Here is a 21,240-nt window from a genome sequence, read left to right on the forward strand (position 1 = left end):
GTTCCCGTTTCACAACAGACGCGACGAAAGCCCACGCGGGCTTTCGTCCCTACGTCCTGAGCCTTGCAATTGCACAGCAATAGCCCTTGAACGCTGCAAAAAAAACCATCCACCCCGAAAAGGATGGACGGTTTTGAGTTGCAACCCGCGATTACTTCGTCAAGGCACCTTGACGTTTTTCCCGCGCTCGCCGCGCGAGGATGTTCAGGGTTTCTACCGTGGCAGAGAACGCCATGGCCGCGTAAACGTAACCTTTTGGCACATGAGCACCGAAGCCTTCAGCGATCAGGGTCATGCCGATCATGATCAGGAACGCCAGGGCCAGCATCACCACGGTCGGGTTTTCATTGATGAACTTGGCCAGAGGCTCCGAGGCCAGCAGCATCACCATTACCGCGACCACCACCGCAATCACCATGATCGGCAAGTGCTCGGTCATACCGACTGCCGTGACGATGCTGTCGATGGAAAACACCAGGTCGAGCATCAGGATCTGACCGATCGCCGCGGCAAAGCCGACGGCCACCTTGGACGCGACGCTCTCAGCCTTGTCCTCGGCCTCAGGGCTCATATTGTGGTGAATTTCGCTGGTGGCCTTCCACACCAGGAACAGACCACCGGCGATCAAAATCATGTCCTTCCAGGAGAAGGCCTGCCCCAGCACTTCAAACACCGGCGTGGTCAGTTGCACGATGTAGGCGATGGTGCTGAGCAAGCCCAGGCGCAGAATCAGCGCCAGGCCGATACCGATACGCCGGGCCTTGGTGCGAAATTGTTCTGGCAGTTTATTGGTCAAAATCGAGATAAAGATCAGGTTGTCGATCCCCAGCACGACCTCCATCACGATGAGCGTGGCCAGTGCAATCCAGGCCGTAGGGCTGACCGCCAGTTCTAAAAGGTATTCCATAGGTGCGTTCTGACTCTTGAGTAAGACAATTTAAATAGTGTGCGACGTCTCTTTACGCTCTTCTGCCGGCGGCTCTTTTTCAATCAAGCGCCCGCCGGTGGCTTCATTGAGCGCCTGCTCAGCCGCCTTGTGCGTGTCATCAATGGCCTGCTTGGCAGCCTCAGCGGTTTTACTGAGCATCTGTTGCGCTGCCTTTTCTGCCTGATCACAACCGCTCAACAGCGCCAGTGTTGCTGCCAACAGCGCGGCATAACCCGCTTTTTGAACGTTCATCGTGGTGCGCCCTCTTTAGCCTGCAGCCAACCCGTGGTTGGCGAATAACGCGGGATTCTAGAGAGACAGACACTTCAGGAAAATTCGTATTTTTAAGCGTTATACTTCGGTTTTTACGAAGTATTGCAGACCTCATGCTCAATTACCGCCAACTCCATTACTTTTGGGTCGTTGCCAAGACCGGCAGCATCGTGCGCGCCTGCGAGCAATTGAACCTGACCGCACAGACCGTCAGCGGGCAAATCAGCCTGCTGGAAGACACCTATGGCCTGCCCTTGTTTCGTCGGGTAGGACGGCAGTTGGAACTGACCGAAACCGGGCGCCAGGTGCTGCCTTACGCCGAGCAGATCTTCCAGGTGGGCAGTGAACTGGAAAGCATGTTGCGCATGGCGCCCAAAGAGCAGCAAGTGTTGTTCCGGGTCGGTGTCGCTGACGTGGTGCCCAAGTCGATTGTCTATCGCTTGATCGCTCCGACCATGGAGCTGGACAAGCCAATGCGCATTACCTGCCGCGAAGACAAGCTCGACCGGCTGTTGGCAGATCTGGCGATTCAACGCCTTGACCTGGTGATTTCCGACAGCCCGATGCCTTCCCATCTAGACATTAAAGGCCTAAGCCAGAAGCTTGGCGAATGTGGCATCAGTTTTTTTGCGACGTCGGGCCTCGCCAGCGAGTACGCAGAAAACTTCCCGCACTGCCTGCAAGATGCGCCGTTGCTGATCCCTGGCCCCGAGACGGTGCTCCGCACGCGCCTGCTGCGTTGGTTGGCAGAATTGAAGATCCACCCGCGGATGGTCGGAGAATTCGATGACAGCGCGCTGATGCAGGCGTTTGGTCAGTCAGGCATCGGCGTGTTTATCGCCCCCAGCGTGATCGCCGATGAAATCATGCGCCAGTTTGACGTAGAACTGATCGGCCAGACCGAGGCAGTCACCGAATCGTTTTACGCCATTACTGTGGAACGCAAGATCCTGCACCCCGGCATCGTTGCGATTACCGAGGGCGCGCGCCGTGAATTATTCACCGATGCCCGCGATTAGGCGCAGGCCGCCTGTGGTTTAACGGTCATCAGCAACAAAGCGAGCATGATCGACACCAGAATGAAGCCCGCCCCGGCAAAGCCCAGGCTGGCCAACCCGTAGTGATCGATCACATGCCCGCCAAACAGAGCGCCAAGGCCGATCCCCAGGTTGGCCCCGGCAATGTTCAGCGATGCGGCAAATGCAGGCGCATGCGGTGCAGCTTTCATCAGTCGGACATGGCTGACCAGAAACAGTGCCGCCTGGGTAATGCCCCACACGCCCATTGCCGCCGCCAATCCCAATGTGGAGTGAATGCTTGGCACCAACGCCACCATGCCGCCGATCATGAACGTGCAAAACACCATCGAGGCAATCAGTGGATGGCGGTCGACCATGCGCCCGCCCAGCGAGTTGCCGATCAGGCCGACTGCGCCAAAGCCCATCAGACACCAACCCACCAGCGTGCCGTCAAAACCGGCCAGGCGCTCCAGGATATCGGCCAGATAGGTGTAGGCCGTGAACATGCCGCTGAACACCAGCACCGACAGCACGATGTGCCCGATCATCAGCGGGCTGCGCAGCAGGCCAAACTGTGAACGCAAGGTGACGCCATCTTTGACGCCTTTGACCGCGGGCAGGTACACCCACAGCAGCAAGGCCTTGGCCAGGGCAATCACCGCCAGAATCGCGAACGCGCTGCGCCAGCCCCACGCATCAGAGATCAATGTTCCCACCGGAATACCAAACACCGTCGCACAGACAATACCAAAGCCAATTTTCGCAATCGCACGGCCTGCATACTCAGGCCCGACAATGTCTACAGCCGTTTCGCTGGCCAGCGCCCAAAACACCGGCAAGCCGAGCGCAGGCAACAAACGCGCAAACGCCATTACCCAGATATTGGGCGCCAGCGCGGCCACGGTATTGGCGAAGGCAAACATTAACAAAATGCCGATAAACAGTCGTTTGCGCTCGAACCGGGCGAAATAGGCGGTCAGGAACGGCCCCAGGGCCGCCACGGTAAAAGCGAACAAGGTGACCAGCAAGCCCGCCTGCGGCACGCTGACCTCCAGGTCACGGGCAATCGAGGGCAGCAGACCGACAATGATGAACTCCGTGGTGAGCACGGTGAAACCGGCCGCAGACAGCAGCAGGATGGGCAACAGCATGAATAACTCCAGAGACGACAACGCCAGCGAAAGCCCAAAAGGCCCGCTGATATGAAGAAAAAAGGGATGCGCAATAGTAACAGAATGATTCGTCATCGGGCCAATTGAGCGCCGCGCACCTGACCCTCAGCACCCCCGGCGTAGGAAAGCTCCTACTTCTGTGTGGTAAAGTCCGCCCCCCGTTCTGGTCTTAGTCAGATAGATGTGTTCAGCACACATGACTGAGTTCGCCTCCACTCTGCTTAACTCACACGTTTAAGCGCTTCTGCGGGCAGCCACTGCCTGCAGGCCGAGTGCTGGGCCAATGCCAGAGCCTTTGAATGCGCCAACCACAACAACTAGAGACACTCTTATGACTGACGCTCCACCTACCCTGCTGCACAAGCTCAAACGGACCAGCCTGGTGACCCAGATTGTGATTGGGCTGATTGCCGGCATTTTGCTGGCCTGGCTTGCACCGGCGGCGGCACTCTCGGTGGCCTTTATCGGGAAGGTGTTCGTCAGCGCCTTGAAAGCCGTGGCACCGATTCTGGTGTTTGTGCTGGTCATGGCCTCGATTGCCAACCACAAACACGGGCAGGAAACCCATATCCGTCCGATTCTTATCCTGTATTTGTTCGGCACCTTTGCCGCGGCCGTGGTGGCGGTGATCGCCAGCATGCTGTTCCCTTCCAGCCTGATTTTGGTCATTGAAGACATCGCCATCGCAGCGCCCGGCGGCATCAGCGACGTCCTGCAAAGCCTGTTATTGAGCGCGGTCGACAACCCCGTCAGCGCCCTGATGAATGCCAATTTCATCGGCGTACTGGCTTGGGCAATCGGTATGGGCATTGCGGTTCGCCATGCAGGCGACACCACCCGCACAGTGCTCAATGACTTATCCAATGGCGTGACCTTGATCGTGCGCGTAGTGATTCGCTTCGCACCACTGGGCATTTTCGGCCTGGTCAGCTCGACCCTCGCCACTTCCGGCTTCAGCGCTTTGCTGGGCTACCTGCATCTGCTCACCGTACTGATCGGCTGCATGCTGTTTGTGGCCTTGGTGGTCAACCCGCTGATCGTGTTCTGGAAGCTGCGTCGCAACCCGTATCCGCTGGTGTTCCTGTGCTTGCGCGAGAGCGGTATCACAGCGTTTTTCACCCGTAGTTCGGCAGCCAACATCCCGGTCAACATGGCGTTGAGCGAGCGTTTGGGCCTGCATGAAGACACCTATTCGGTATCGATTCCTCTGGGCGCGACCATCAACATGGCCGGTGCAGCCATTACCATCACCGTTTTGACTCTGGCGGCCGTGCATACACTAGGTATTGAGGTGGATCTACCGACCGCCGTTCTGCTCAGCGTGATGGCAGCCGTGTGCGCCTGTGGCGCGTCGGGTGTTGCGGGGGGCTCGCTGCTGTTGATCCCGCTGGCGTGCAGCCTGTTCGGTATCCCGAGCGAAATTGCAATGCAAGTAGTGGCCGTCGGCTTCATTATCGGCATCTTGCAGGACTCGGCTGAAACCGCGCTTAACTCCTCGACCGACGTGCTGTTCACTGCTGCGGCCTGCCTGGCCAAAGAAGAGCACGCATAATCCAGCTGGCTCAGGAGCGCTTGTTAGCGCTCCTGAGCGGTAACGTCCTGTACAGCGTCTTAGAACGCGCCCATGTAGTCGCGCTTGCCGATTTCTACGCCGTTGTGGCGCAGAATCGCGTAAGCGGTGGTCACGTGGAAGAAGAACTGCGGCAGGCCGTAAGTCAGCAGGTACGACTGACCGGTGAAGCGTTTTTCTTTTGGCGTGCCCTGACGGGTGATGATTTCGATGCCTTCCTTGCCGTCGATCTGCGCCGGGGCAATACCGTCAACAAACGCCAGCACCTTGCTGATCAGCGCCTGCAGGTCAGCAAAGGTCACTTCGCTGTCATCGTATTTAGGCAGTTCGATCTCAGCCAGACGGCCTGAGACACCCTTGGTGAAATCAACAGCGATTTGTACCTGGCGCACCAGCGGGAACATGTCCGGGGCCAGACGCGCCTGCAAGAACACATTCGGGTCAATGTTCTTGGCTGTGGCATGGGCTTCAGCCTTGCTCAACACACCGCTCAGGGCGTTGAGCATTTGTTTGAACACAGGAACAGAAGCAGCGTACAGAGAGATAGTCATGAAGGTCTCGACAGTCTGTGGGCAGGAAGTGAATGTGCGGCGATTATAGGCATACCACGCCTGCCAAGCGGCTTGTCTTTTTGCTGGAACAGGCCATAGGCTAGGCTTTTCAACGCACAAGGAAAGCGTGATGAGCACTGAACACGATACCGACGCCGGATTTCAGCTAAACAGTACCGAAATCCGCATCCTCGGTTCCTTGATCGAAAAACAGGCCACCAACCCGGAAACCTATCCGCTGACCCTGAATGCGCTGGTGCTGGCTTGCAATCAGAAGACCAGCCGTGAGCCGGTGATGAACCTGACTCAAGGCCAGGTCGGGCAAAGCCTGCGAGCCCTCGAAGGGCGCGGTTTTACCCGACTGGTCATGGGCAGTCGCGCGGATCGCTGGGAGCATAAGGTCGACAAGACGCTGGAGTTGGTTCCAGCCCAGGTGATACTGCTGGGGCTATTGTTTCTGCGCGGTCCGCAAACCCTCAATGAGTTGCTGACCCGTAGCAGCCGCATGCACGACTTTGAAGACACCGAGCAGGTCCAGCATCAGCTCGAACGACTGATTGCCCGTGATCTGGCGCTGCTCATTGCGCGTCAGCCCGGCCAGCGTGAAGACCGCTATACCCACGCGCTGGGCGACCCGGCAGACATCGAAGCAATCATCGCCGCCCGCCAGCAACCCAGCGAGCGCAGCAGCCATTCAGGGGTATCGCTGGAACGCTTTGAAGCGCTCGAGGCACGCATTGCGGCACTCGAAGCGCGACTGGCGCAACTGGAGTAAAACGCTGTGCCGGGCCTGATACGCCCGGCACCCGACTCAACTACGAGCAAACGCCACCGCAGCCTGGAACTGCTCAGGCGTTGGACGCACGCCGGTGTACAGCACAAATTGCTCAAGGGCCTGAATTGCAATGACTTCCAGGCCGGTAATCACGCGTTTGCCGTGCGCTCGCCCCCGCACGATCAGTGGCGTTTCAACCGGGATCGCCACCACATCGAACAGAATGTCGGCCTGATCAATCGCCTCTGCCGCAAAGGCCAGGTCATCAGCTTCTACCCCGCCCGCCATGCCCACCGGCGTCACGTTGATCAGCATCTGTGGGCGGTGCTCGCCCAGTTCCGCCTGCCAGGTAAACCCGCAGTTCTTGGCCAGGGCCGAGCCCGTTGCCTCGTTGCGCGCCACGATCACGCCATTGCGATAACCACCATCGCGTAACGCCGAAGCCACAGCCTTGGCCATGCCGCCGCTGCCGCGCAAGGCAAACGTGGTGTCTTTGGCCACCTGGTGATCACGCAACAACTGCGCAATGGCGATGTAATCGGTGTTGTAAGCCTTCAAATGACCGTCAGTGTTAACGATGGTGTTGATGGACTGAATCGCCTGTGCCGAAGCATCCAGTTCATCGACCAGAGCAATGCTCGCCTCCTTGAAAGGCATCGACACCCCGCAGCCACGAATATCAAGGGCACGGATTCCGGTGATGGCTCCGGCCAGATCCTTTGGGCTGAACGCTTTGTAATAAAAATTCAGGCCCAACTGCTCGTACAGATGATTATGAAAACGCAGTCCGAAATTCCCGGGTCTGCCTGACATCGATATGCACAGCCGGGTGTCTTTGTTCGGATTCATTTGCATGTTCATCTCCTCGTGCTTTCGGATAAATGGCTCAAGCCGCAACGATCAATTTGCAGGATCATGGCCCTCACTGAAACGTGTCAGCGGCCCAAGACCTTACACAAACTTTACCGAAACATTTTGCAATTTTTTCTAAAAAGATTGTCTTAGTGTTATCCCCGCCAATTCATATGGCCTGGTGCAGGCCAAGACGCGGGGTTGAGAACAGAGGAATCGTCATGATGCGTACCTTCCCCAAAGTTGCTTTGCTTATCGGCGCCTTGGCTGTCGCTGGCCAGGCATCCGCCCATGGCGGTTGGGGTGCTGGCCCGGCGCTACTTGGCGCAGTGGTCGGTGCTACGGTTGTTGGCTCGATAGTGGCCAGCCAGCAACACCCGGTTTACGTACAACGCCCCGTATATGTGCAGCCACAACCGGTTTATGTGCAGGCGCCTCCGGTGTACTACCAGGCGCAGCCTGTTTACGTACAACCGCAACCGGTTTATGCACCGGCGTATTACGTGCATCCACAACCGGTGTACTACGGCCCGCCTCGCGGTTATTACGGCCCACCACGCTGGTAATCGCGCGCGTCCCCCCCTGCGGCAAGCTGGTGCAGTTGCCGCCAGGTTTGAATTGAGATTGCGATTGTCACGCACTGGACACAGTATTGGCTGAAACTGTGGCATAAAGAATGCACACACTTTGACACTCTGGCCGTGACATTTCGCACACTATAAAAACAAGGACGACCTGTATGCCGACACAAAACCCGCACCGTACCGTTGGTCTGTGCACTTCAAGTAAGGTCTACAACACGCTGACCGAGCTGAAACAACTCGAAAGCCACCGGGCAGCCAAACTGGTTTCACTGCTGGCTCAGCACTTGGTCAGCCAAGGTCTGTTGAGTGATCAGGAAGTGATGCACATGCTTGATCTAGTGGTCGATTAGGCCGTGCAGGGGGCGTAGACCCGTGGAATCCCCCAACCTCACCCGCATCAATGGCAACTATCAAGCGTAATGATTTTTTGCGCTTGGGCTCAGGCTTTAAAGTTGCGCCATTGTTTGAATGCAGGAGGTTCCTATGCCAAAGGTCCATATCATGTCGGTTATCGGCAGCGCAGTTCCCGAACCGCTACGCGCGGACGGCCTGCTGGCGTGCTGGTACGTGGTCATTGACGGTGTTGCCGTCGGCGGCCCGTTTACTTCTCGCGCCGCGGCGCAAGTCATAGCCACCAACGAAACAGGTAAAACAACGCAACACTTGATACGACACTGAGCAAGACGTTACGGGTCCAGAGCATCAGCCCTATCGCGCACACGCCAGCCAGTAGATACGGGTTGCCTGGGCTCAGATCAAGCGTGTGGTCCTTGATAAAAATGATCGGCCCGCAAATCGCAGTCAGCATGCCAGGTACGGCAAACCCCAGAAATTCGCGAACCCCACGATTCAAGCGAATCGGCAAGCGCGGCTCAAGAAACAGATAGCGGTTGAAAAACAGAATCAGCGTCATCCCGCCAATAATCAGCCAAACCGTCATGTGAAGGACGCTCCCAGTCGTTTGCACACATACCCGGCGGTCATACCCGCCAACCCTGCCAGCACAATCGCCGACTCCCATTGCCAGTAACTGAACAGCACCACTGTCAGCAGAGACACGGCCACGCACACGACAGTCGGCACATTGCGCACAATGGGCGTGATCAGGGCAATGAACGTCGCCGCAATCGAAAACTCCAACCCCAGTTGATCCAGCCCCGGGATGCTCCTGCCGACAATCACCCCAAGGCAGGTAAATAGGTTCCAGCCCACATACATACACAGACCCACGCCCAGCGCATACCAGCGGTTAAACGTCTTGTGGTCATACGGGCTGACCAGAGCAAAAAACTCATCCGTCAGCAAAAAACCCAGGCTGATGCGCCACTTCGCCTGCATGGGCGAGACCAGCGGGCGTAAATGCATGGCATAGAGCAAGTGCTGCGAGGTCAGCAGCAAGGTTGTAATCAGAATGGACAGTGCGCTGGCGCCGCCCTTGATCATGCCAATCGCGACCAACTGGGCCGCGCCGGCAAACACAAACAACGAAAGCCCTTGGGTTTGCATGGGCGTCAACTGCGCATCAATCGCGGTAGACCCTGCCAGCAAACCCCAGGGTGCGCACGCCAGGGTCAAGGGCAGGCAAGCAATCGCACCGCGAGTAAAAGCGACACGAGGAAGCGAAGTAGGCATCAAAAAACATCCCGGCAGTAAGCAGCGACAAAGGGTCGCAACTTGATCGTGTAATGTCTTGAACGATCTTGCTCATCGTTCGGTCGTAACGTTTAGCCACCCTTATCAGGGCGCCCGGCGGGTTTGACGAACCACCGATCGTGGTCTTTAGTCAGCCCACTATTCATTCGTTTAAGCCCCTTCACAGCCAACACGAGGAACGACCATGAAAGACCTGAAATCCGCCAAGGAAAGCAGAAAGGCCGATCTGCGGACACCTTCGGCGCTGAGCGAAGAAGCACGCATTAACATTGCTGCTGAAGTGAATGCATTGCTGGCCGACACGTTCGCCATCTACATGAAAACCAAAAACTTCCACTGGCACATGTCCGGCCCGCATTTCCGTGACTTCCACCTGCTGCTGGATGAGCAATCCGATCAGATTTTTGCCACCACCGATGCCATCGCCGAACGCGTACGCAAGCTGGGGCGCACCACCATTCGCTCGATCGGGCACGTCAAGAAGCTCCAGCGCCTGCTGGACAACGATGCTGACTTCGTGACCCCGGAAGACATGCTCGCCGAACTGCGCGAAGACAACATCCAATTGGCCGCCTACATGCGTGCCACCCACGAGCTATGCTCGGAGTCGGGTGACGTGGCCACCACCAGCCTGCTGGAAAACTGGATCGACGAAGCCGAACGTCGCGTCTGGTTCCTGTTTGAGTCGTCGCGCACCCGCTAACGTGTTGCGCGCAATAGCTGGCGCAGGTTGCGTCATTTAAAACAGATCGAGCCTTCGCCAGCTTCTGCAGATTCATCCAGGCTCATGAAACTTGTTTCACGGTGGTGATGACACGCGACTTGTATAGTGAGTCTGCTCATTCAATGAACCTTAGCCCGCACCCCTCCCCCGCGGGCTTTTTTTTGCCTGCTACACCGCCTGCCTGAACACCAGCGCCTTCAAGCCGCACTCGGGGTCGGCGTCCGGGAACTCTGGCGGGTTTTCCAGACGCTGCTCAAATCGCAGGTCGGGCGCCTCCGCCATCACCCCATTGATCAAGAATTCAGAACCTAGCGATGGGTCGTTCATGCACGCCAGCACCGTACCGTTTTCGCTGAGCAATTCGGGCAAGCGCCGCAACACGCGCCGGTAATCCTTGGTCAGCAGAAAGCTGCCCTTCTGGAAAGAAGGCGGGTCGATGATGACCATATCGTAAGGGCCCAGGTTTTTGACCTTGCCCCAGGACTTGAATAATTCATGCCCGAGAAAGCTCACCTTGCTGGTGTCATGGCCGTTCAGTCGATGATTGTCCCGACCCCGGCTCAGGGCTGCGCGCGACATGTCCAGGTTAACCACGTGCTGCGCCCCGCCCTCAATGGCGGCTACAGAAAAACCGCAGGTGTAGGCGAACAGGTTCAGGATCCGCTTGCCTGCAGCCTGCTCACGCACCCAATTGCGACCGTAGCGCATGTCCAGAAACAATCCGTTGTTCTGCTTGCGGCCCAGGTCCACTTGGTAACGCAGCCCGCCTTCTGTGAGCGTCCACTCATCAACCGGCTCACCCACCAGCCAGTGGGTGTCACTTTGCGCGGTATAGCGGTGCTGCATGACCAGCGTGTGAGCGCCACTGGCTTGCCAGACAGGCGAGCCGGCAATCGCCATGAGCATTTTTTTCAAACTCTCAAGCTGCAAGGGCTCCGGCTCTTTGAACAGTGAGACCAGCACCACACCCTGCAACCAATCGACCGTCAACTGCTCAAAGCCGGGCCAGCAACGGCCGCGCCCATGGAAAATACGACGTGTTTCAGCGGGCGCAGTTTCCAGAGCCGTGATTAAGTGCAGGTGCAGAGTGGTTAATGCTTCAGGAGTCATCGGGCTGGCCGGTCAATTTCAAGGGCCGGCATTTTACACCATTGCCGAGCCTCAGCCCGGCTCAGCGTGTGCGGTGTATCACTGCTGCGCCACAGCGCCACACTGCGCAGACACAGGACCCGAAGCGTACCAATTGGAAGATCATGAAATTATCGTTTTACAATCATTTATTATCGAATTACGATGCCTCTACCGCACAGGACTACCCGGAGGGACTGCGCGGCATCCGGACACTTAAATCGATAACTACCACTTAAAAGGATTGTTCGATGACAACAGATCTCTTGGCCAATCGCAGCCGGATCCTGGCAACCGCTACATTGGTACTGGTGGTCAGCATGCTGCTGGCCAATGTCGCTTACTGGATTTTCCCAAGCGCTCTAGGCTCTTTCATGGGAGGGTTCAACCTGACTGCGCTGATCGGTCAATTAAATGTCGACGTTTCGCTCATGCCTTGGTGGCAAGCGGCTGGCGGGATAGTCCTGTCCAGTATTCCGCTACTGATACTGGCCAAAGGCTTGCTGGCTTTGCGCAGCCTGTTTCTGGCCTATGGCAAAGGCGAATACTTTTCACCTGAGTCAGCAGGCCTGCTCGGTAAAGTGGGCAAGAGCGTGTTGCTATGGGTGCTGGCCAGTCTGCTACTGACACCGGTCATGAGCGTATGGATTACCTTCACCCGACCTGTCGGCGAGCGTATGCTCAGCATAAATTTTGAGCCGTCACATATTGTTGCGTTTTTTCTCTCAGCCTCTCTTATGATCATCGCCAGGAGCTTGTCCAACGCGTGCTCGTTGGCCAGAGAAAATGAGCAGTTTGTTTAAGAGGGCACGATGCCAATAGCCATAAAACTGGACGTCATGCTAGCCACGCGCAAAATGAAGTCCAAAGACCTAGCGCACATGGTCGGGATCACCGAGCAGAACCTTTCACTGCTCAAACAAGGAAAAGTTAAAGGCATCAGACTGGCCACCCTGGAGGCTATCTGCGTCGCACTGGAGTGCCAACCGGGCGACTTGCTGCACTTTCAACCGGACCCGTAACCCGCCCCTTCCTTTATCAAGGCCAACCTGCACGCCCATGAGCCACATCGCTCATGGGCGTTTTTGCGTTTGCAACCCCCGTAATCCCTGACGCCCAGTCTGTTCAGCCACCCAACAGCATCGCACTGATAGGCTCGTGCGATGCACGCTTCATTGATCATTGAATGAGCAGAATCCCCCCCTTGCGTCCCTTCAATACCGAGGGTCATGCATAGCGTGAAATTTCTCTGCTAACTCACTGCAAAATCAGGCATTTCTAACGTTATTAATCCATACTCAGCAAATGTAACGTTATATGTATACCAACGACTGCTGTTCAGAATTCCCTAACCACCCTTGAGTCAATCTGCGTGAAAATTCATCTTTCGATTTTGAGCCTATTTTTAGTTCTTACAGGCACAGCCGCTCCCTCAATCGCCGCAGCGACTGAAAGCACCTTGTCCCCTAGGGATGTATCGAAACTGCACATTGCCTCCGGCAGTGCGCTGTTGATCGATCTGCAAACCAACAAAGTCATTTACGCCAGCAACCCGGACGTGGTCGTGCCCATCGCTTCGGTGTCGAAACTCATGACCGCCATGGTGGTGCTGGACGCCAAGCAATCCATGGACGAATACATTCCGGTCAACATTAGCGATACCCCGGAAATGAAAGGGGTGTTTTCGCGGGTCAAGCTGGGCAGCGAACTGACACGCCATGACATGATGCTGATCACCTTGATGTCCTCCGAAAACCGCGCCGCCGCCACCCTAGCTCACCACTACCCAGGCGGTTATGTGAAGTTCATTGCAGCCATGAACGCCAAGGCCAAAAGCCTGGGCATGATGCACACGCATTACGTGGAACCCACCGGCCTGTCGCCGCGCAACGTCTCGACCGCACGGGACTTGAGCAAGCTGCTGGCGGCCGCGCGTCACTATCCGATGCTCAGCCAACTGAGTACCACCAAGGAAAAATCAGTGACGTTCCGCAAACCCAACTACACCCTGGGCTTTCACAACACAGATCACTTGATCAACAAAGACAAATGGAACATCAAGATCACCAAGACTGGCTTCACCAATCAGGCCGGTCACTGCCTGGTGCTGGTGACCGAAATGGGTAATCGCCCTGTGTCACTGGTCATTCTGGATGCCTTTGGCAAATACACCCATTTTGCCGACGCCGGGCGTATTCGTAACTGGGTGGAAACCGGCAAGACCAGCAACGTGCCTGACGTTGCACTGCGCTACAAGGCCGACAAAAACCTGCAACAGCATCAACCTAAAACGGCGCATATTGCCGAGTAACACGGCACTCGTTAAAAAACAGGCACCTGCCCCGGGGAGAGAGTCGGAGCAAGTGCCTGCGTGGTGCCCGTTAACGCTTGGGTGAAGGCTTGGGCGTTTTCTTGATGGTTTCGACGGTGGTTTCTTTTGGGCGGCGCCTGGCCTCCTCCAACGGTATGAACAGACCTGTTTCTGAATCACGTGCGCGTTTGTTCTTCATTTAAAGCTCCAGTCAAAGCCCCGGTGTCGAGGCCAGTCCTTGCAGACTAGTTGAAGCCTTGCGCCCATCCGGGCGATAGAAACACGCGCTTGCAGATCCGTTGCAATCTCCCCCACCTGCTGCAATAAAGAACCCCGCCTGCAAGGCGGGGTTCCAGCACTGACTCACATCAGTGTTGCAGAGCAGGCTGTTGATCCCCGGTATTGATCGGGATGCGTTTGGCCTTGGCTTCCTCGGGCACCACCCGCTGCAGGTCGATGCTCAGCAAGCCATTGCTCAGGTTCGCGTTTTTGATCTCGATGTGATCGTCGAGACGGAAGGACAATTTGAATGCCCGCTGCGCGATACCCTGATGCAAGTAGGTCACGCCTGATGCTGGTTTCTCAGCGCTGCCTTCAGTGTTGTCACCAAAGGTTTCACGTTTGCTGCCGCTGACGCTCAACACACCCTTTTCAACTTGCAGGTCCAGATCGTTCTGGGTGAACCCGGCTGCTGCGATCACGATGCGATAACTGTCATCACCGTGCTTTTCGACGTTGTAGGGTGGATAGCCAGCACTGGAGTCGTTGCGCAGCGCGGTTTCAAACAAGTCACTAAAACGGTCAAAACCGACAGAATTACGGAACAGTGGCGCCAAGGAAAATGCAGTGTTCATAATTTAGCCTCCTGATTTCAGCGAGATTTTTGTCTCCGCGACCCGGTTTCGGCATCGCTTAACCCCTAAGTAGGGATGAGCAAAATCTTTTCAAGAAGCTTTTTTGGAATTTTTCAGGACGCTTCAGGCGGCGTCCACAGGCGGGTTATTGACCAGATGCCGAACCTTTTCACAGTCGGTTTCACGGCGCATGGCATTGAACAACACTACCGCTTGCGGGTAGTTACGCGTCAACATGGCCAACCATTGCTTGAGTCGCCCCGGCGCTGAACGCGGCGTCAGTTGCGCCTCGGCCTGGGCCCAGAAATCGCGAATCATCGGTTGCAGATCTGCCCAGGTCATTTCAACCACCTCCTCGCCCGCCCGCGCTGCGGCGATTTGCCGGGCAAGGTCAGGGCGCGACACCAGCCCGCGCCCCAGCATGATGTCTTCAGCTCCACTGATTTCGCGGCAACGGCGCCAGTCTTCAACCGACCAGATATCGCCATTGGCAAACACCGGCACCTTGACCACCTCTTGCACCTGAGCGATGTATTCCCAATGCGCAGGCGGCTTGTAGCCATCCATTTTGGTCCGTGCATGCACCACGATCTGGCTCGCACCGCCTTCAGCCAGAGCAATGGCGCACTCATTGGCACTGTCGGGCGTGTCGAAGCCCAGGCGCATCTTGGCGGTGACCGGAATATGCGCAGGCACCGTGCGCCGCACTTGCAGCAAAATCGCATGCAGCAATTCCGGCTCTTTAAGCAGCACTGCGCCACCACGGGATTTGTTCACGGTCTTGGCCGGGCAACCAAAGTTGAGGTCGATGACCTCGCTGCCCAATTGGCACGCCAACGCCGCGTTATCAGCCAGGCAGGCAGGATCAGAACCCAGTAACTGCACGCGCAGTGGCACTCCAGCACGGGTTTTAGCGCCATGCTGCAGCTCAGGAGCGAACTTGTGGATGTAGGCCTCGGGCAATAGCCGCTCAGTGACCCGAATAAATTCGGTCACACACCAATCAATACCGCCGGTGCGGGTCAGGACATCACGCAGGATGTTGTCGACCAACCCCTCCATCGGCGCCAAAGCAATTTGCATGGGTGACTCTCATGAGAAAACGTGCGGCAGTTTACGGGGTTATGCGGGCAATCGGTATCAGCGCGCCACGACTGCCGAACTGTACCCTTCCAGAAACTCGGGTGGCATGCGCTTGGCCTTGCCCGTCGACAGCTCGATGCAGACAAAAGTGGTTTGCGCACGCAACAAGGTCACGCCATCGTTTGGCCGGATCAACTGGAAGTGCCGCGTCAGACGCAGACGCTTGTCGCAATCGACAATCCAGGTCGCGAGCTGCAACTCATCACCTTCGTAAGCACTGGCCAGGTAATCAATTTCATGGCGCGCCACGGCCATTGCCCGGTCAAGCCTGCGGTACTCGGTCAAGTCCAGGCCCAGGCGCTGTGAGTGACGCCAGGCGCAGCGTTCCAACCAAACCACGTAGGCGGCGTTATTGGCATGGCCAAAACCGTCAATGTCTTCGGCTTGAACCCGCAGATCAATGATAAACGGCGTCGCCAGATCCCAATTCATGCCTGTCTCCCTGCATACCAATAAAGCGCGCAGTGTAACGCACCCGGTCGGCGCTGAGGCAGGCTCGCACTGATGGTTCAAGATAAGGTTGGGAAATGGGCAAACGCCAGAAAAACAAAAGGGTCATTCAATAAATGAATGACCCTTAAAAATCCCGCAGAGCGGGTAATCGTGGCGTCCCCTAGGGGACTCGAACCCCTGTTACCGCCGTGAAAGGGCGGTGTCCTAGGCCACTAGACGAAGGGGACACAAACCCTTCTAACAGTGATCAGTGCTGAGTACTGATCGATTCAATGCCAATTTGGCCCGGCATTGAACTGTAAATTGGTGGAGCTAAACGGGATCGAACCGTTGACCTCTTGCATGCCATGCAAGCGCTCTCCCAGCTGAGCTATAGCCCCGATTTATCGCCTGGCGGCGGAGCAACATCGAAATGCTGCTTCTGTGAAACTGGCGTCCCCTAGGGGACTCGAACCCCTGTTACCGCCGTGAAAGGGCGGTGTCCTAGGCCACTAGACGAAGGGGACATAAACCTTCTATTTGATCAGCGCTGAGTGCTGATCGATTCAATGCCGGTGTGGCCAAGCATTGAACCTAAAATTTGGTGGAGCTAAACGGGATCGAACCGTTGACCTCTTGCATGCCATGCAAGCGCTCTCCCAGCTGAGCTATAGCCCCAAACAGTCAGTGTTGCGTGTTGCTGTGTGGACGGGGCGCATATTAAGACTGGATCGGTAGGCTGTCAAACTTATTTTCAAAAATTTTTAAAAAAATTTGCCGTGAGAACAACCACTTACCCTTAAAACCCCGAAAACACGGGGGCTCGCTGATTAAATTTGTAGTCGCTGCCACAGGCTGCGATGGCTTGCACAGCAGCCCTGCTGTTCCAAAACACCTTCAGCCCTTCTCGCAGCCTACGGCAACGACTACAAATAAATGCGAATCAAGCCATTGCGCTGAACAGCTTTTCCCACTCTTTGTTTTCTTTCTTCGACACGCCGCCCAGCAGGTCCAGCGCCTGACGCAGACGGAAACGGGTCAGGTCCGGGCCCAGAATCTCCATGGCATCGAGCACCGACACCGAGCTGGCCTGGCCGGTGATGGACGCGAACATCAGCGGCATGGCATCACGCAGCTTCAGTTCCAGGGCGTCCACCACGGCCTGAATGCACGCGGTGATCGAGTCCTTCTCCCACTGACGCAGGCTTTCGAGCTTCCACAGAATCAGTTGCATCAACTGGCGAACCTGATCGCCCGACAGCTTCTTGTGCTCAAACAGCTTGGCATCCGGCTGCACGCCACCTGCGAAGAAGAACCCGGCCAATGGCGCGATCTGGCTGAAGGTCTCGACACGGCCTTGCACCAGCGGCGCGATCTTCATCAGGTACTCAGGGTTCAACGCCCAGTGCTGGACACGGCTTGCAAACTCTTCCAGCGGCAGGTCACGCAGCCACTGACCATTGAGCCAAGACAGTTTCTCGATATCGAAAATCGGTCCGCCCAGCGATACGCGGGACAGATCGAAGTTGTCGACCATTTCCTGCAGCGAGAACTTCTCGCGCTCGTCCGGCATCGACCAGCCCATACGGCCCAGGTAGTTGAGCATGGCCTCAGGCATGAAGCCCATGCGCTCATAGAACGTCACCGACGTCGGGTTCTTGCGCTTGGACAGCTTGCTCTTGTCCGGGTTACGCAGCAGCGGCATGTAGCACAACTGCGGCTGCTCCCAGCCAAAGTATTCATACAGCAGGATCAGTTTTGGCGCCGAGGGCAGCCATTCTTCGCCACGCAGCACGTGGGTGATGCCCATCAAGTGGTCATCGACCACGTTGGCCAGGAAGTACGTCGGCAGGCCGTCGGCCTTCATCAGCACTTGCATGTCCATGCGATCCCACGGGATCTCAACGTCGCCACGCAGCATGTCAGGTACCACGCACACGCCTTCGGTCGGCACTTTCATGCGGATAACGTGCGGCTCGCCCGCCGCCAGGCGACGCTCGACTTCTTCTTTGGACAGCAGCAAGGCGCGGCCGTCATAGCGCGGGGTTTCACCCTTGGCCATCTGCTCGGCGCGCATCTGGTCCAGTTCTTCTGCAGTGCAGAAGCACGGGAAGGCATAGCCCTTGTCGACCAGTTCCTGGGTGTACTGCTTGTAGATCTCGCTGCGCTCGCTTTGACGGTACGGGCCGTGCGGGCCGCCAACGTCCGGGCCTTCGCTCCAGGTGATGCCCAGCCAGCGCAAAGCATCGAAAATCTGCTGTTCGGACTCGCGGGTCGAACGCAATTGGTCAGTGTCTTCGATGCGCAGGATGAACTCGCCGCCATGCTGCTTGGCAAAGCAGTAGTTGAACAAAGCGATGTAAGCGGTCCCTACGTGGGGGTCACCGGTAGGTGATGGCGCAATGCGCGTGCGAACGGTGGTCATGAGCGATCTCGAAGTGAAGATAAAACAAAGGGCGAATGTTAACAGGCCGACCCGGCTTGGCTCCAGCGCAGCACGCAGGCAAAGGCTGAACATCCGACGCGCAGATGAAAAAACCGCAAAATAGAGCATTTGTATCAACTTGATACAGGGTAACCCCGGGGACAGAGGTGCTAATCTCGCCTCATTCTCGGTTAGTCCTGTCTGGAGTCCCCATGGGCCACGTCGTGCTGGTGCTGGTTGAAACGGTTAATGACTGTCTGTATCTGCTGGAGGATCAGGGGTACGAGTTGATTCTTGCGCCTACACCCGCTAGCCGCGCCGAGGCCATCGCCCGCCACGGCGGCCGCATCGATGCCGTGCTGACGCGCGGTCCGCTGGGCTTGCGCGCCGATGAAATAGCCGCCCTGCCCTTGCTCCAGATCATCTGCGTCATCGGTGCCGGTTATGAAGAAGTCGACTTGCAGGCCGCCAGCAACCGCGGCATCAAAGTGACCAACGGTGCCGGCGCTAATGCCTCGTGCGTGGCGGACCATGCCATGGCGCTGCTGCTGTCGGTGGTGCGCGGGATTCCCCAGGCAGACGCCAGCGTACGCCGCAGCGAATGGAACAAGGTCCGCCAACCGTCACTCACTGGCAAACGTCTGGGCCTCATTGGCCTGGGCGCCGTCGGCCAGGCCATTGCCAAGCGCGCCGCACTCGGGTTTGACATGAGCGTGAGCTACTACACCCGCCAACCGCGCCCAGACAGCCCCTACACCTACAAAGCCAACGTCCGTGAACTGGCCAGCGCGGTGGACTTTCTGGTGCTGGCGACACCCGGCGGTGCCGACACGCGGCACCTGGTGGACGCCGAGGTGCTGGATGCCCTGGGCCCGGACGGCTACCTGATCAACATTGCCCGTGGCAGCGTGGTCGACACCCAGGCCCTGATCAGCGCCCTGACTTCGGGCCAGATCGCAGGCGCCGGGCTCGATGTGTTTGATGGCGAGCCGCTGGTCCCAGACGCGCTGAAAACCCTCGCCAATGTGGTCATGACCCCGCACGTAGCCGGCCAGTCCCCCGAGGCGGCTCACGACACCGTGCAAAAGGTGCTCGACAACCTGCAGGCCTTTTTTACTGGCCAGCCGTTGCTGACCCCGCTGCACTTGCCAGCCCCGCGCTGAACCTGATTTGTAACCACCCGGAGCTCGCGCTTGAAATTCAGTCTGCCGAAAATCGCCACCGCGCCCTTCTGCCCTCCCGAAGTCAGCGGTAGCGTCCCTGTCGACGCCCGCGCCCCGTTCTGGAAGCGCGTATTGCGTTATGCCGGCCCCGGCCTGCTCATCAGCATCGGCTACATGGACCCCGGCAACTGGGCCACCGCCATCGAAGCCGGTTCACGCTACGGCTACAACCTGCTGTTTGTGGTCTTGCTCGCCAGCCTTGCCGGCATGGCAGTCCAATGCCTGTGCTCGCGCCTGGGCATCGCCACCGGCCGCGACCTGGCGCAACTGTGCCGTGAGCGCTACAGCCAGCGCTCGGCGCGGTTTCAGTGGGTTTTGGCGGAAATTTCGATTATCGCCACCGACCTTGCTGAAGTGCTCGGCTGCGCGCTGGCCTTTCACTTGCTGCTGGGTTGTTCGCTGACCTTCGGTATCGCCCTGACGGCCTTCGACACCCTGTTGATTCTGGCCTTGCAAGGCAAAGGTTTCCGCCGCCTGGAAGCCATCATGCTGACCTTGGTCATGACCATTGCGGCCTGCTTCCTGGTCGAACTGGTGCTGATCAAACCCTACTGGCCGGACGTTTTCGAAGGGTTCAAACCTTCGCTGTCAGCCATCAGCGACGCCGCGCCGCTGTACATCGCCATCGGTATCGTGGGCGCCACGGTCATGCCGCACAACCTGTACCTGCACACATCCATCGTGCAAACCCGCCTGACCGGCACAGACTACGCCAGCAAACTGGACGCAGTGCGCCTGTCGCGTATCGACACCATCGGCTCGCTGACCTTGGCGCTGCTGGTCAATGCGGCGATTCTGATCCTCGCGGCAGCGGCCTTCCACCAGACCGGTCACTCCGACATCATCGACATTCAAGACGCCTACCGCATGCTCGACCCGCTGGTCGGCGGCGCACTGGCCAGCGTGCTGTTTGGCGTGGCCTTGCTGGCCTCGGGGCAAAGCTCCACCTTCACCGGCACCATTGCCGGGCAAGTGATCATGGAGGGCTATCTCAAGCTGCGCATCCCCTGCTGGCAGCGCCGCCTGATCACCCGCGGGCTGGCGCTGATCCCGGCGTTTCTCGGGGTGTGGTTGATGGGCGACGATGCCGTGGGCAAGCTGCTGATCCTTAGCCAGGTCGTCCTCAGCCTGCAATTACCGTTTGCCTTGTACCCGTTGATCCGCATGACCAGCGACCCGAAACTCATGGGTCCATTTGCCAATCGGTTGCCGACGCGGCTGCTGGCGTGGTTCCTGTTTGCCGTGATCAGCGGGGCGAATGTGTGGTTGATTGCACAGATCGGCTTCGACTGAACCGTGAAATCTTCTGCATCCCTCAAGCGGTTACCTCTCCTTCGGGAGAGCAGGCGCTTGGATCAACAGATAAAGATCAAAAGATCGCGAGGCAAGCTCGCTCCTACAGGCCGCTAGAGTCATTGCGTCGGGTAGCAAACAGATATCTTCAGCATCCCACAATCAGTTCCCTCTCCCTCGCGAGAGGGCTAGGGCGAGACAAGTTCGTACAGGCCGCTAGAGTCATCGCGTCGGGTAGCAAACAAATATCTTCAGCATCCCCCAATCAGTTCCCTCTCCCTCGCGAGAGGGCAAGGGCGAGACAAGTTCGTACAGGCCCCTAGAGTCATC

The 21,240-nt window shown here is 57.4% G+C and carries 25 protein-coding genes and 4 tRNA genes; 12 read left to right on the plus strand and 17 right to left on the minus strand.

The window, feature by feature from the left end:
* Positions 1 to 151: 151 nt before the first annotated feature.
* Together NTD86_RS09055 and NTD86_RS09060 are read right to left on the minus strand one after the other, a co-directional pair.
* Positions 152 to 907 carry a TerC family protein gene (locus NTD86_RS09055; RefSeq protein WP_262201859.1) on the minus strand — a complete coding sequence of 252 codons (756 nt, stop codon included), beginning with the start codon at positions 905 to 907 and terminating at the stop codon, positions 152 to 154.
* Between the two features lie 30 nt (positions 908 to 937).
* The gene (locus tag NTD86_RS09060; RefSeq protein WP_262201860.1) at positions 938 to 1,180 is read right to left on the minus strand and encodes a hypothetical protein; all 243 of its coding nucleotides are present in this window, start codon (positions 1,178 to 1,180) and stop codon (positions 938 to 940) included.
* Between the two features lie 134 nt (positions 1,181 to 1,314).
* Between NTD86_RS09060 and nhaR the strand changes: the two genes are divergently transcribed.
* Entirely contained in the window at positions 1,315 to 2,220 is a 906-nt protein-coding gene (gene nhaR / locus NTD86_RS09065) for a transcriptional activator NhaR (protein WP_262201861.1), read from the plus strand.
* Here the strand turns inward: nhaR and NTD86_RS09070 are convergent.
* Positions 2,217 to 3,371 (minus strand): MFS transporter, encoded by a 1,155-nt coding sequence (locus tag NTD86_RS09070; protein WP_262201862.1) that lies wholly within the window; start codon positions 3,369 to 3,371, stop codon positions 2,217 to 2,219. The two genes, nhaR and NTD86_RS09070, sit on opposite strands and share 4 nt — an antisense overlap.
* 352 nt (positions 3,372 to 3,723) lie before the next feature.
* On the opposite strand from NTD86_RS09070, the gene sstT reads away from it, so the two are divergent.
* Positions 3,724 to 4,944 carry a serine/threonine transporter SstT gene (gene sstT, locus NTD86_RS09075; RefSeq protein WP_262201863.1) on the plus strand — a complete coding sequence of 407 codons (1,221 nt, stop codon included), beginning with the start codon at positions 3,724 to 3,726 and terminating at the stop codon, positions 4,942 to 4,944.
* A gap of 59 nt (positions 4,945 to 5,003) precedes the next feature.
* On the opposite strand, the gene NTD86_RS09080 is transcribed toward sstT, so the two are convergent.
* On the minus strand, positions 5,004 to 5,513 hold the full coding sequence (locus tag NTD86_RS09080; RefSeq protein ID WP_262201864.1) for a DUF1993 family protein: 510 nt from the start codon (positions 5,511 to 5,513) through the stop codon (positions 5,004 to 5,006).
* A 130-nt stretch (positions 5,514 to 5,643) separates the two neighbouring features.
* On the opposite strand from NTD86_RS09080, the gene NTD86_RS09085 reads away from it, so the two are divergent.
* Entirely contained in the window at positions 5,644 to 6,288 is a 645-nt protein-coding gene (locus tag NTD86_RS09085; protein WP_262201865.1) for a YceH family protein, read from the plus strand.
* 36 nt (positions 6,289 to 6,324) lie between these two features.
* Here NTD86_RS09085 and NTD86_RS09090 read toward each other — a convergent pair whose 3' ends face one another.
* Positions 6,325 to 7,143: a shikimate 5-dehydrogenase gene (locus NTD86_RS09090; RefSeq protein ID WP_262201866.1), complete on the minus strand. Its 819-nt coding sequence runs from the start codon at positions 7,141 to 7,143 to the stop codon at positions 6,325 to 6,327.
* A 218-nt stretch (positions 7,144 to 7,361) separates the two neighbouring features.
* Between NTD86_RS09090 and NTD86_RS09095 the strand changes: the two genes are divergently transcribed.
* The 3 genes from NTD86_RS09095 to NTD86_RS09105 all read left to right on the plus strand — a co-directional run bounded on the left by NTD86_RS09095 (position 7,362) and on the right by NTD86_RS09105 (position 8,402).
* A complete protein-coding gene (locus NTD86_RS09095) occupies positions 7,362 to 7,706 on the plus strand; it encodes a hypothetical protein (protein ID WP_262201867.1) in 345 nt (114 codons plus the stop codon).
* A gap of 173 nt (positions 7,707 to 7,879) precedes the next feature.
* The gene (locus NTD86_RS09100) at positions 7,880 to 8,074 is read left to right on the plus strand and encodes a hypothetical protein (protein WP_262201868.1); all 195 of its coding nucleotides are present in this window, start codon (positions 7,880 to 7,882) and stop codon (positions 8,072 to 8,074) included.
* Between the two features lie 133 nt (positions 8,075 to 8,207).
* The gene (locus NTD86_RS09105) at positions 8,208 to 8,402 is read left to right on the plus strand and encodes a hypothetical protein (RefSeq protein WP_262201869.1); all 195 of its coding nucleotides are present in this window, start codon (positions 8,208 to 8,210) and stop codon (positions 8,400 to 8,402) included.
* Here the strand turns inward: NTD86_RS09105 and NTD86_RS09110 are convergent.
* Entirely contained in the window at positions 8,350 to 8,664 is a 315-nt protein-coding gene (locus NTD86_RS09110; RefSeq protein WP_262201871.1) for an AzlD domain-containing protein, read from the minus strand. The two genes, NTD86_RS09105 and NTD86_RS09110, sit on opposite strands and share 53 nt — an antisense overlap.
* Complete coding sequence (locus NTD86_RS09115; protein WP_262201872.1) at positions 8,661 to 9,356, minus strand: AzlC family ABC transporter permease; 696 nt, start codon at positions 9,354 to 9,356, stop codon at positions 8,661 to 8,663. Before NTD86_RS09115 ends, NTD86_RS09110 begins: the two co-directional genes overlap by 4 nt.
* Positions 9,357 to 9,561: 205 nt before the next feature.
* Between NTD86_RS09115 and NTD86_RS09120 the strand changes: the two genes are divergently transcribed.
* The gene (locus NTD86_RS09120) at positions 9,562 to 10,080 is read left to right on the plus strand and encodes a Dps family protein (protein WP_262201873.1); all 519 of its coding nucleotides are present in this window, start codon (positions 9,562 to 9,564) and stop codon (positions 10,078 to 10,080) included.
* Positions 10,081 to 10,269: 189 nt separating this feature from the next.
* Here NTD86_RS09120 and NTD86_RS09125 read toward each other — a convergent pair whose 3' ends face one another.
* Complete coding sequence (locus NTD86_RS09125; protein WP_262201874.1) at positions 10,270 to 11,211, minus strand: class I SAM-dependent methyltransferase; 942 nt, start codon at positions 11,209 to 11,211, stop codon at positions 10,270 to 10,272.
* Positions 11,212 to 11,480: 269 nt separating this feature from the next.
* Between NTD86_RS09125 and NTD86_RS09130 the strand changes: the two genes are divergently transcribed.
* The 3 genes from NTD86_RS09130 to pbpG all read left to right on the plus strand — a co-directional run bounded on the left by NTD86_RS09130 (position 11,481) and on the right by pbpG (position 13,540).
* Positions 11,481 to 12,032: a DUF2975 domain-containing protein gene (locus tag NTD86_RS09130; protein ID WP_262201875.1), complete on the plus strand. Its 552-nt coding sequence runs from the start codon at positions 11,481 to 11,483 to the stop codon at positions 12,030 to 12,032.
* 9 nt (positions 12,033 to 12,041) lie between these two features.
* On the plus strand, positions 12,042 to 12,251 hold the full coding sequence (locus tag NTD86_RS09135; protein ID WP_262201876.1) for a helix-turn-helix domain-containing protein: 210 nt from the start codon (positions 12,042 to 12,044) through the stop codon (positions 12,249 to 12,251).
* Positions 12,252 to 12,601: 350 nt separating this feature from the next.
* Positions 12,602 to 13,540: a D-alanyl-D-alanine endopeptidase gene (gene pbpG, locus NTD86_RS09140; protein WP_262201877.1), complete on the plus strand. Its 939-nt coding sequence runs from the start codon at positions 12,602 to 12,604 to the stop codon at positions 13,538 to 13,540.
* 70 nt (positions 13,541 to 13,610) lie between these two features.
* Here the strand turns inward: pbpG and NTD86_RS09145 are convergent, their stop codons facing one another.
* From NTD86_RS09145 to gltX, 9 genes are all read right to left on the minus strand, one after another.
* Positions 13,611 to 13,739: a hypothetical protein gene (locus NTD86_RS09145; RefSeq protein WP_262201878.1), complete on the minus strand. Its 129-nt coding sequence runs from the start codon at positions 13,737 to 13,739 to the stop codon at positions 13,611 to 13,613.
* Between the two features lie 169 nt (positions 13,740 to 13,908).
* Positions 13,909 to 14,394 carry an Hsp20 family protein gene (locus NTD86_RS09150; RefSeq protein WP_262201879.1) on the minus strand — a complete coding sequence of 162 codons (486 nt, stop codon included), beginning with the start codon at positions 14,392 to 14,394 and terminating at the stop codon, positions 13,909 to 13,911.
* Between the two features lie 123 nt (positions 14,395 to 14,517).
* Complete coding sequence (locus NTD86_RS09155) at positions 14,518 to 15,477, minus strand: tRNA dihydrouridine synthase (RefSeq protein WP_262201880.1); 960 nt, start codon at positions 15,475 to 15,477, stop codon at positions 14,518 to 14,520.
* 57 nt (positions 15,478 to 15,534) lie between these two features.
* Positions 15,535 to 15,969 (minus strand): acyl-CoA thioesterase, encoded by a 435-nt coding sequence (locus tag NTD86_RS09160; RefSeq protein ID WP_262201881.1) that lies wholly within the window; start codon positions 15,967 to 15,969, stop codon positions 15,535 to 15,537.
* A gap of 172 nt (positions 15,970 to 16,141) precedes the next feature.
* A tRNA-Glu gene (locus NTD86_RS09165) sits at positions 16,142 to 16,217 on the minus strand.
* Positions 16,218 to 16,294: 77 nt separating this feature from the next.
* Positions 16,295 to 16,370, minus strand: a tRNA-Ala gene (locus NTD86_RS09170).
* A gap of 50 nt (positions 16,371 to 16,420) precedes the next feature.
* Positions 16,421 to 16,496: transfer RNA gene (locus tag NTD86_RS09175), tRNA-Glu, on the minus strand.
* 75 nt (positions 16,497 to 16,571) lie between these two features.
* Positions 16,572 to 16,647: transfer RNA gene (locus tag NTD86_RS09180), tRNA-Ala, on the minus strand.
* 265 nt (positions 16,648 to 16,912) lie between these two features.
* Complete coding sequence (gltX, locus tag NTD86_RS09185) at positions 16,913 to 18,394, minus strand: glutamate--tRNA ligase (RefSeq protein WP_262201882.1); 1,482 nt, start codon at positions 18,392 to 18,394, stop codon at positions 16,913 to 16,915.
* Between the two features lie 212 nt (positions 18,395 to 18,606).
* On the opposite strand from gltX, the gene NTD86_RS09190 reads away from it, so the two are divergent.
* Positions 18,607 to 19,557 carry a 2-hydroxyacid dehydrogenase gene (locus NTD86_RS09190; RefSeq protein WP_262201883.1) on the plus strand — a complete coding sequence of 317 codons (951 nt, stop codon included), beginning with the start codon at positions 18,607 to 18,609 and terminating at the stop codon, positions 19,555 to 19,557.
* Positions 19,558 to 19,587: 30 nt separating this feature from the next.
* Entirely contained in the window at positions 19,588 to 20,910 is a 1,323-nt protein-coding gene (locus NTD86_RS09195) for an Nramp family divalent metal transporter (RefSeq protein WP_262201884.1), read from the plus strand.
* The last annotated feature ends 330 nt before the right edge of the window (positions 20,911 to 21,240 follow it).

The organism is Pseudomonas sp. 7P_10.2_Bac1, from assembly GCF_025465935.1.
Classification (GTDB): Bacteria; Pseudomonadota; Gammaproteobacteria; order Pseudomonadales; family Pseudomonadaceae; genus Aquipseudomonas.